Genomic DNA, 9,745 nt, shown 5'->3' with positions numbered 1-9,745 from the left:
GATCGCCGAGGTCGTCGAGTCGTCGTCGTTCGCCTTCGCCGAACGCGCGGCCCGATTCGGTCCAGAGCTTGATCCCGTTGTCGGGCGCCGGGTTGTGCGAGGCCGTGACGACGACGCCGGCGTCCGCGCCCTCCCGGACGACGGCGCGGGCGACCGTGGGCGTCGCCTCGACCCCGACGTCTATCGCGTCGCTCCCGCACTCCGTGAGGCCGGCGACGAGCGCCCGCGCGAGCATCCGGCCGCTGTCTCGCGCGTCCCGACCGACCACGACCGTCTCCGCGCCGTCCGTCGCGAGCGCGCGCCCCACGTCGAGCGCGAGGTCGGCCGTGACCTCCTCGCCGACCGGACCGCGAACGCCGCTTGTTCCGAACATACGCGGTCATCAACACCCACCGCAAAGACGGTTCGGGACGGCGGCCCGACCCGAGTCGCTTCGAGGCGTCTCGCGATCGAACCCGCACACTCGCGTCCGGCCCTCGACCCCGAACCGATCAGCGGACTGCGCGTGTTTGCGACGCCCGGCGGCGGCGTCGCGGCGCTCGGCGGCGACACCGCGGTCGGCGCCGATAACGTCGGGCTCGGCCCCGAGTTCGAGGCCGGACGCGGACGCCTCAGAGCCGGTCGAGCGCGTCGTCGAGGTCGAACCGTTCCGTCGTCTCCTCGAACGACTCCCCGTCGCCGCGCGTCGCGTCCGCGTCGGCGTCGGCGTCGTCCGCGGGCGCGGGACGGACGCTGACGAGGTCGTCGTCGACCGCGTCCGCCGTCACCGTCGCGGCGAACCGCTCCCGCTCGCTCGCCGGGCCCGCGAACGGGTCGACCCGCTCTACCTCGTCGACGCCGCACTCGACCGCGAGACAGACCGCCGCGCGGAGCCGGTCGACGGTTCCCCAGCCCGACGGCGGGACGCGCGGGAGGTCCCGCTCGCGGACGCGCCACGTCTCGATCACCAGTTCCGCCTCGCGGGTCGTCATCCCTCTCGACGGTAGCGACGCCGCGATCAAGTCGCTTTCGGCGCGCGCGGCCGGGGATCGGACCGCCCGCCGTCACCGGGCTCCCGCGAAACCGAAGCGCTGAATTGTCGCCTCCGAGGACACTCGATCATGCAAGGCAAACGCGTCCTCGTCACGGGCGGCGCCGGGTTCATCGGCTCGAACCTCGCGAACCGCCTCGCGGTCGATAACGACGTGATCGCCGTCGACGACCTCTACCTCGGCGCCGCCGAGAACCTCGACGACGCCGTCGAGTTCGTCGAGGCCTCCGTGGTCGACGACGACTACCCCGTCGACGTCGACGTCGTCTTCCACCTCGCCGCGCTCTCCTCGCGGAACATGCACGAGAACGACCCCCAGCGCGGCTGCCGCGTCAACGTCGAGGGGTTCGTCAACGCTGTCGAGCGTGCCCGCGAAGCGGGCTGTGAGACGGTCGTCTACGCCTCCACCTCCTCGATCTATGGGAGCCGAACCGAGCCCTCGCCCGTCGACATGGACGTGGAGGCGCACACCGCCTACGAGGCGTCGAAGCTCGCCCGCGAACGCTACGCCGAGTACTTCGCCAACCACCACGACATGAACGTGGCCGGCCTGCGCTTCTTCTCGGTGTACCAGGGCTTCGGCGGCAACGAGGAGCACAAGGGCGAGTACGCGAACACGGTCGCGCAGTTCGCGGACGCGATCGCCTCCGGCGAGGCGCCCGAGCTGTTCGGCGACGGGAGCCAGACCCGCGACTTCACGCACGTCTCGGACGTGGCCCGCGCCTGCGAGCTCGCCGCCGACCACGAGCTGACGGGCGTGTACAACGTCGGCACCCAGGAGGCGTACACGTTCAACGAGATGGTCGCGATGATCAACGACGCGCTCGGGACGGACGTCGACCCCGAGTACATCGAGTGCCCGTTCGACGGCTACGTCCACGACACGATGGCCGACTACTCGACGTTCCACGAGGCCACCGGCTGGGAGCCCGAGATCGGCTTCGAGGAGGGCGTCGAGAGGGTCTGCGAACCGTATCAGTAGCGCGACGACGGCCCGGTAGGGAGGGCCGCGGCCTCCGGCGACGACCGGCCGCTCGACGGCTCAGATGATCGAGGCGACCGCGTCGGAGAGCGACGCGTCGCCGTCGGCGACGTCGCGGCGGTAGTGCATATACACCGCGCCCAGCGGCGGTTGGACGACGTAGGCCAACGTGATCGGCAGCACGGCGGTCTCGGGGACCGCCGGCGCGGCGACGACGACCGCCACCGCGATCGAGAGGTTGCGCATGCTCGTGGCGTACACGAGCGCGACGCCGCTGGCGGCGTCCCGGAGCGCGCGTCCGAGCCCCGACCCGACGGCGAGCAGGAGCGCGTAGAACGCCACGATGGGGACGATCGTGGCCCCCGATGCGACGGGGTCGGCGAGAATGCTCTCGGATCGCATCGCCATGGCGATGAACACGATCAGCATGACGCCGAAGGAGCTGAGCCCGCCGAGCGTCGGCTTCAGTCGCCTGAACCCGTCCGCGCCCAGCCGACCGAGCAGCACCCGCCGCGTGAGCGTGCCGGCGATCATCGGGAGGACGACCACGCGGGCGAGCTGCCCGTACAGCGCGGCGGCGTCGAAGCCGACGCTCGCCGGGATCAGCGCGGCGAGGTACGTCGGCAGGACCGCGACGGCGACCAGCAGGTTCACCGCCATCGCCACGAGCGCGGACTCCAAGTCGCCGTTGGCGAGCCCGGTCCAAGCGGCGGTCATTCCGGAGGTCAGGATGAGCGCGATGAAGTAGAGCCCGAACGCGTAGCCGACGCTCCCGTCGAAGAACAGCCGCGCGAGCCCGACCGCGAGTAGCGGGGCGACCCCGAAGTTGACGAGGAGACTGAGCGCGACGACCCGCGCGTGGCTGCGGACGTTCACCACCTCCCTGAGGTCGATGTTGATCATCATCGGGTAGATCATCAGGAACAGCACGGGGACCACCGCGGACTGGAGGAGTCGCTTGAACGACGCCCCGGTGAACTGCCCGACGATCAGCCCCGCCGCCAGCGACCCGACCACGACGTAGATCAGGTTCGACTTGATCCCTGTGAGGAACCGCCGTATCATAGTGTATATTATTGTGGTTACTACACAATAATATTTCGGGCAGAACGCGGGTGACCCGACAATTTCCGGCGCGGCCCGACGCGCACGGCGATGCGGGCCGACGCGTGCGGCGACGCGAGCGCGCGGGGGCTGCTCCTGTCGAGACGGGCGCGTCGCGGGTCGCGGCCGGGCTAGTGCCCCTCGACCGCGCTGCCAGCGGCGATCAGGAATCCGGTGATCGCGGTGATCAGCGCCACCGTCCCGATCGCGATAGCGCCGATCCGGAACGTGTCGCCGGAGAGGCGCTCGGCGATGAGAAACAGGAAGACGGTCGTGACGAAGCCGATGAGCACGAGCGTTCGCCCGAAACGGCCCGTGTCGATGCCGGGCTCGCTAGACACGATTTAATATCTCCTTGAGCACGCCCTGATACTCGTCCTCGGTGGCGGCGTTGCCGAGCGAGTGGATCGACTGGCAGATCCACAAGCCGGCGGTGAAGTTGATGAACGCCGCCATCGAGACGACGCCGAGCTGTCCGTCGACGAACAACCCCGTGACGACCGCGCCGACGAACCCCACCGCCATGAGCGCGTGGGTGACGAGCGATCGGGTGCCGAAGTCGGCGAGCTGTAGTGATAACCGAGTGCCAACGGCCATGCGATCCGTTGCGGCTGCCAGTGTAAAGAGGTAGCGCGTCACAGCGTCCTGCCGCGTCGGGTTCGGCGGCGTCCCGGTTCCGGCGACGCGTACCCCCGTTGGTTTAGGCGGCCGGCCCGTACGCGCTCATAGATGTCGAACGCGGACCGGAAACACGACGTGGTGGTGTGGGGCGCGACCGGCGTCGCCGGGCGCTTCGCGGCCGAGTACCTGACCGAGCGATACGACCCCGAAGCCCTCTCGCTCGCCGTCGGCGGGCGGAGTCGAGAGCGGCTCGACGCGCTCGTCGACGACCTCACGCGGCGGAGCGACGCGTGGGACGACGTGCCCGTCGTCGTCGGCGACGCGACCGACCCGGAGAGCCTGCGCGCCATCGCCCGCGACACCGAGGTCGTCTGTACGACGGTCGGCCCGTACACGGCGTACGGAACGCCGCTGGTCGAGGCCTGCGTCGAGACCGGGACGGACTACTGCGACCTCACGGGCGAGGTGAACTGGGTGCGCGAGACGGTCGACCGGTTCCACGAGGCCGCCGTCGAGAACGAGGCGCGGATCGTCCACAGCTGCGGGTTCGACTCCGTGCCGGCGGACATCGGGACGCTGCTCGTCCAGTCGTTCGCGGCGGAGGCCCACGGCGCGCCCTGCGAGTCAGTCCGGATCTACCTCGACGGCGGGAGCGGGAGCGTCAGCGGCGGCACGCTCGCGAGCTTCGGCGAGCTGTTCGAGGCGGCCGCGACCGACCCGCTCGCCCGCGAGGCGCTCCGGAACCCGTACTCGCTGGCCCCCCGCGGCGAGCGGACCGGCGTCGACCCCGGCGAGCAGCGCTGGCCGCGGCGCGATCCGCTCCGGGGCGAGTGGACCGCCCCGTCGCCGATGGCGCCGGTGAACGAGCGCGTGGTCCGGCGGAGCAACGCCCTGCTCGGCTACCCGTGGGGCCGCGAGTTCAAGTGCGGAGAGGTCGTGCCGACCGGGTCGGGACCGGTCGGCGCGGCGACCGCGAGCGCCGCCGCCGGCGGACTCGGGCTGTTCTCCGCGGCCATGTCGGTCGGGCCGGTGCGCGACGCGCTGCGGCGCTACGTCTTCCCCGACCCCGGCGAGGGGCCGACGCGGGAGGAGGCGGAAGCGGGGAGCTTCCTGATCCGGGTGTTGGGCCGCGGGACGGGCGCTGACGGGCCGTTCACCGTCGAGGCCGAGTTCGGGGCCGACCGAGACCCCGGCTACGGCGCGACGGCGCGGATGCTCGGCGAGTCGGCCGTCTGTCTGGCGCGCGACGACGTCGACTCCCCGTTCGACGGTGGCGTGTTGACGCCGGCGTCGGGGATCGGGCTCCCGCTCGCGGAGCGACTCCGCGACGTGGGGTTCACCGCAGCGGTCGGCGAGTCGTAAAAGAAGCGTATCGGGCGGACCGCTCCCGCCCGTCGATTACATGTAGCCGAGGTCGCGCAGGCGCTCCATCAGGTCCTCCTTGTCCTGGGCGCGGCCGGCGCGCTCGGTCGTGCCTTCGAGGTTCTGGAGCCAGGCGGGCTCCTCGGTCGTCTTCTCGGTCGAGACCTCGCTGCCGAGCGAGCGGAACCCGGCGAAGTACTTCGGCGAGATCGGGATGTCCTCCTGCGTGACACCCTCCGGCAGGTCGTCGTCGGCCTGCGGGATGTACCCCTCGTCGGGGAACGCCTCGACGGTGTCGGGAACGACGAAGTTCCAGAAGGCGTCCCACACGTCGGCCTCGGCGAACTGGAGGATAGGCTGGATGCGGTCGTGCGGCGGGAACAGGTCGGGGTCGTGGCGCGGCGAGAAGAACGTCTCGTCGGCGCGGGCCTCTTGCTCGTCCCAGCGGACGCCGGAGATGACGCCGTCGATGTCGTACTCCTCGAGGGCGTCGTTGAGCGCGACCGTCTTCAGCAGGTGGTTGCCGACGTAGGTGTCGAGCAGGAACGGGAACGTGTCCTCCTCGAACTCGAGGATCTCTCGGATGTGGTGCTGGTTGTGCTCCGAGAGCGCGTCGACGGGGATGTCGTCGCCGGGTTCGAGGCCGTGTTCCTCGACGTACGCGCCCACATCGTCGTTGCGGGCGTACACGAGGTCGATCCCCCACTCGTCCGCCCAGTGCTCGACGAAGTCGGTGATCGAGTCGAAGTGCTGGAAGTGGTCGATGAACACGGCCGTCGGCTTCTCGTAGCCGTACTCCTCGGCCACCTGATTGATGAAGTACAGCGTCAGCGTGGAGTCTTTCCCGCCCGTCCACATCACGGCGGGATTGTCGTACTGTTCGAGCCCGCGGCGCGTGACCTCGACCGCCTTCTCGATTTTGTGCTGGATCGACGGGTAGTCGTCGGGGGTCTCCCCCTCGCCGTCGGCGTAATCGACGTCGACGCTCGCCGGGAAGTCGTCGCTCATACGCCCGAGATGTCGCCGCGAAAGGAAATAGGCCTTCTGAATCGCGGCCGGGGGCCGCCGGTCCGTTGCCGGGCCGTCGTCGCCGCGCCCTCGCGGAACACAAGGGATATGCCGACCGCCCCGGAATCGTCGGTCATGGGTCTGTTCGACCGGCTCCGCGGCGAGGACGACGACCGCGTCGTCTTCCTCGGCATCGACGGCGTACCGCTCGACCTCGTCGAGGACCACCCGGAAGTCTTCGAGAACCTGACCGACATCGCCGAGACCGGCTCCGGCGGGCGGTTGGAGAGCATCGTGCCGCCGGAGTCGAGCGCCTGCTGGCCGAGCCTCACGACCGGCGTGAACCCCGGCGAAACGGGCGTGTACGGCTTCCAGGACCGCGAGGTCGACTCCTACGAGACGTACGTCCCGCTCGGGCGCCACGTACAGGCGACCCGGCTGTGGGACCGCGTCACCGACGCCGGGCGCGACGCGACCGTCCTCAACGTCCCGGTCACCTTCCCGCCCTCGACGCGGATCCAGCGGATGGCCTCCGGCTTCCTCTCGCCCGACCTCGAGTCGGCTACGAGCGACGAGTCGCTCCGCGAGACGCTCGACGGCTTCGACTACAAGATCGACGTCAACGCCAAGCTCGGCCACGACGACGACAAGACGGAGTTCATCGAAGACGCGCACGCGACCCTCGACGCCCGGTACGAGGCGTTCGACCACTACCTCGCCGAGGACGACTGGGACCTCTTTTTCGGCGTGTTCATGAGCACCGACCGCGTGAACCACTTCCTCTTCGGCGACTACGCGACGGACGGCGAGTACGCCGAGGAGTTCCTCGAGTTCTACCGCACGCTCGACGAGTACATCGGTGCGATCCGCGACTCGCTCGACGACGACACCACCCTGGTCGTCGCCTCCGACCACGGCTTCACCCGGCTGGAGTGGGAGGTGAACTGTAACCAGTTCCTCGCCGACGAGGGGTGGCTCTCATACGAGGACGACGACCACGATTCGCTGACCGATATCGACGACGAGGCGCGCGCGTACTCGCTCATTCCCGGGCGCTTCTACCTCAACGTGGAGGGCCGCGAGCCGAACGGCGTCGTGCCCGAGGACGAGTACGAGGCGACGCGCGAGGAGCTCATCGACGACCTCGAATCGCTCACCGGCCCCGACGGCCGACAGGTGTGTAAGCGGATCGTGAAAGGCGAGGACGCCTTCGACGGCGCCCACGACGACATCGCCCCCGACCTGGTCGTCATCCCCGCGGACGGGTTCGACCTCAAGTCGGGCTTCTCCGGCAAGGAGGCGGTGTTCACCGAGGGACCGCGCAACGGGATGCACAAGTTCGAGAACTCGCTGCTGTACGCGACCGATCCAGACCTCGACCTGGCCGACGCGAACCTCTTCGACGTGACGCCGACGGTGCTCGACCTGCTCGACGTCGACGCCGACGCCGAGTTCGACGGCGAGAGCCTGCTGTCGTAGCGACCTCGCCGACGCCGTCGTCCCGCGGCGGGCGTATCCGACACGCTCACCCTCCGGGCGGACGGCGTATCGCGTGTGATGACCGACGGCGTTCGCTTCGTCGCGCTCGGCGCCGTTCGACGAACACAGCCGCGAGGGGGTCGTCCGCGAGTTCGACGAGATGCTCGGCGTGGAGCCGCTCGACCCGACGGCGGTCGGTACCTTCGAGCGCGTCTTCGAGCGCGGCGGGGAGCCTGCCCACGAGGTGTGGCGCGTCTACGAGGGTCGAATCGCTGAGGAATGGCCGTATGGCGGCGATTCGTTCGCGCTCGTTGAACCGGAGCGAGGGACCGAACACGTCTCGCGGTGGATTCCGATCGACCGACTACGGCAGCCCAACACGACGTTCTCCGTCTCGGATGTGCTCGACGCGCTCACCGCGTAGCCGGACGACGCCCCGGACTCACAGTCCTCACAGCGGCGACCAGCGCTCGCCCGGGGCCGCGCGGAACGCGTACGCGTTCTCGCGCTCGACGGCGACCAGTCGGCCGCCGATGGCGAACAGGGCCCGCGGTTCGATCTCGTCGGGAAACGGCGCCTCCCACCGCATGGACCCGCCGGAACCGAGCGCGACCATGCGCCCCCGGGTGGGATCGTTGAATCCGCCCGAGTTCTCCGCGACGTACGCTCCCGTCGCGTCGACCGCGAGGTGGTCGGACGGGAGGTCCGACCGCTCGTCGCTCCCGAACGAGGGAATGGAGGGCGACATCGGTGTCGATCGGCCGGTTCGACTCCGACTGTTAAATGCTCTCGGTCGGCGTCGAACACCGCAGACAGAGGATCCCGGTGCCGGCCCAGTTCACGTGGGTCGACCCGCAGTTCGGACAGCGGTTCCCGTCGTTGTTGTACTCGGTCGTCCCTCGGGGCGCGGCGAGGTGGCCGTCATCAACCGCGCGCTCGATCAGGCCGCGGAACCGCTGCTTCTTGAATCGGGCGCGGTGCGCGAGGAAATCGCCCGGGCGGTCGGGGTCGGCGCCGTGGAGGTCCTCCCACTTGATCGCGATCTCGCCGTCCGCCTGCCCCCGCGCGACCTGCTTGATCGTCGCGGCCGCGGCCTCGAAGAGCGGCGTCGTCGCGAGCGCCTGCGGCGCGTCGACGCCGTCGCCCGCCGCCTCGTAGCGCGCCGCCGCGTCGTCGTACGCGTCGTCGGCGCCGCCCAGCCCGCCGGCGACCCGGAAGTCTGCGACGAACTCGCTCAGGCAGGCCCCCTGCCCCGGCTCGTCGAGGACGCGCCCGAAGTCGCGGCTCGCGGCGATCCCCTCGACCGCGCGCTGGGTCGCGCGACCGTCGGCGCCCGCGACGCGGTACGCGACCGCCGCGGCGAGCAGCTGTTGGAGCCCCTGTCCGATCCACCCCTTCTCGTCGGGCTCGAAGGGGTCGACCTCCGGCCGCGGGTCGGCCAGCACGCGTCGCCCCCCGCGGGTGTAGCGGTCGCCCGCCCGCTCGTACGCTCGCGCCGCCAGCGCGTCGACCGCCGCGTCGTGGTGGCCGCCGTCGTCAGTGTTCACACCCTGCTTACGGGCGGCGATGAGTTACGCTTGACGGGGACCGCTCGCGCGGCGGCGCCGACGCACCGCCGACCCGACGCACCGCCGCCCCGACGCCCCGACCATACTTACTTCCGGGCGTCGAACCGCTCGCATGGAGAGACCGGACGGCGCTTCGGGGTCGGGGGCAGGGTCGGGGTCGCAGTCGCCGGCCGAATCGACCGCACGGCCGGAGGCGGAATCGAGGCCCCGACCCGCGTCGAAGTCGGACGGCCCGTCGACCAGCGGGCGCGTCGAATGGCTCCTCGCCGCCGCGTTGCTCGCGGTCCCGATGGCGGTCGTGCCCGGCGGCGACGGGACCGCGACGCTGGTGAGCCTCTGGGGATTCGTGACGCTCGGCGCCGACGGCGGGATCGGCGGGTACCCGGTGTGGTCGTACTTCCTCGACCAGCCGCGGCCGTTCGCGACGCTCCCTCCGTCGATCCGCGCGTGGCCGCTCGCCGTCGGGTTCCACCTGCTCGCGCTCGGGAGCGCCACGGGCGGAGTCGCGCTCGGTCGCGAGGACCGGCGGGTCACCGGCGGCCTGCTCGTGTTCGCCGCGGCCGCGACGCTGTGGGTCGCCGCGGGGCTGGG

General features: G+C 70.6%; 12 protein-coding genes and 1 pseudogene. 5 read left to right on the top strand and 8 right to left on the bottom strand.

All coding sequences use genetic code 11. The annotated features are described in order from the left end of the window. Positions 1-373 (bottom strand): annotated as a pseudogene (locus tag B9G38_RS11955) (phosphoglucosamine mutase); the annotation flags it as partial. 238 nt (positions 374-611) lie between these two features. Continuing rightward, positions 612-971: a hypothetical protein gene (locus B9G38_RS11950; protein WP_086220511.1), complete on the bottom strand. Its 360-nt coding sequence runs from the start codon at positions 969-971 to the stop codon at positions 612-614. A 129-nt stretch (positions 972-1,100) separates the two neighbouring features. Between B9G38_RS11950 and B9G38_RS11945 the strand changes: the two genes are divergently transcribed. Next, positions 1,101-2,012 (top strand): NAD-dependent epimerase/dehydratase family protein, encoded by a 912-nt coding sequence (locus tag B9G38_RS11945; protein ID WP_086220510.1) that lies wholly within the window; start codon positions 1,101-1,103, stop codon positions 2,010-2,012. 60 nt (positions 2,013-2,072) lie between these two features. On the opposite strand, the gene B9G38_RS11940 is transcribed toward B9G38_RS11945, so the two are convergent. From B9G38_RS11940 to B9G38_RS11930, 3 genes are all read right to left on the bottom strand, one after another. Then, positions 2,073-3,077 carry an arsenic resistance protein gene (locus B9G38_RS11940; RefSeq protein ID WP_086220509.1) on the bottom strand — a complete coding sequence of 335 codons (1,005 nt, stop codon included), beginning with the start codon at positions 3,075-3,077 and terminating at the stop codon, positions 2,073-2,075. A gap of 170 nt (positions 3,078-3,247) precedes the next feature. Then, positions 3,248-3,457 (bottom strand): hypothetical protein, encoded by a 210-nt coding sequence (locus tag B9G38_RS11935; protein ID WP_049911035.1) that lies wholly within the window; start codon positions 3,455-3,457, stop codon positions 3,248-3,250. Further along, the gene (locus B9G38_RS11930; protein ID WP_049929695.1) at positions 3,450-3,713 is read right to left on the bottom strand and encodes a hypothetical protein; all 264 of its coding nucleotides are present in this window, start codon (positions 3,711-3,713) and stop codon (positions 3,450-3,452) included. The genes B9G38_RS11935 and B9G38_RS11930 overlap by 8 nt, the downstream gene beginning before the upstream one ends. Positions 3,714-3,845: 132 nt before the next feature. Between B9G38_RS11930 and B9G38_RS11925 the strand changes: the two genes are divergently transcribed. Further along, positions 3,846-5,099, top strand: a complete 1,254-nt coding sequence (locus B9G38_RS11925; RefSeq protein WP_086220508.1) for a trans-acting enoyl reductase family protein — start codon at positions 3,846-3,848, stop codon at positions 5,097-5,099. A 36-nt stretch (positions 5,100-5,135) separates the two neighbouring features. Here B9G38_RS11925 and B9G38_RS11920 read toward each other — a convergent pair whose 3' ends face one another. After that, positions 5,136-6,107 carry a phosphoadenosine phosphosulfate reductase family protein gene (locus B9G38_RS11920; protein WP_086220507.1) on the bottom strand — a complete coding sequence of 324 codons (972 nt, stop codon included), beginning with the start codon at positions 6,105-6,107 and terminating at the stop codon, positions 5,136-5,138. Positions 6,108-6,242: 135 nt separating this feature from the next. On the opposite strand from B9G38_RS11920, the gene B9G38_RS11915 reads away from it, so the two are divergent. Next, positions 6,243-7,586: an alkaline phosphatase family protein gene (locus B9G38_RS11915; RefSeq protein ID WP_049929693.1), complete on the top strand. Its 1,344-nt coding sequence runs from the start codon at positions 6,243-6,245 to the stop codon at positions 7,584-7,586. Positions 7,587-7,746: 160 nt separating this feature from the next. Next, positions 7,747-8,010, top strand: a complete 264-nt coding sequence (locus tag B9G38_RS11910; protein WP_086220506.1) for a hypothetical protein — start codon at positions 7,747-7,749, stop codon at positions 8,008-8,010. A gap of 27 nt (positions 8,011-8,037) precedes the next feature. Here B9G38_RS11910 and B9G38_RS11905 read toward each other — a convergent pair whose 3' ends face one another. Both B9G38_RS11905 and B9G38_RS11900 read right to left on the bottom strand, forming a co-directional pair. After that, positions 8,038-8,334 carry a hypothetical protein gene (locus tag B9G38_RS11905; RefSeq protein ID WP_086220505.1) on the bottom strand — a complete coding sequence of 99 codons (297 nt, stop codon included), beginning with the start codon at positions 8,332-8,334 and terminating at the stop codon, positions 8,038-8,040. A 31-nt stretch (positions 8,335-8,365) separates the two neighbouring features. Beyond that, entirely contained in the window at positions 8,366-9,133 is a 768-nt protein-coding gene (locus tag B9G38_RS11900) for a hypothetical protein (RefSeq protein WP_049929691.1), read from the bottom strand. A gap of 133 nt (positions 9,134-9,266) precedes the next feature. Here B9G38_RS11900 and B9G38_RS11895 point away from each other — a divergent pair. Next, on the top strand, positions 9,267-9,745 hold a 479-nt coding region (locus B9G38_RS11895), incomplete at its 3' end, for a TIGR04206 family protein (protein ID WP_086220504.1).

It is taken from the genome of Halorubrum sp. SD612 (assembly GCF_002135005.1).
The sequence above is the reverse complement of the archived record's forward strand: the minus strand, read 5'-3'. Positions and strand labels throughout refer to the sequence as shown.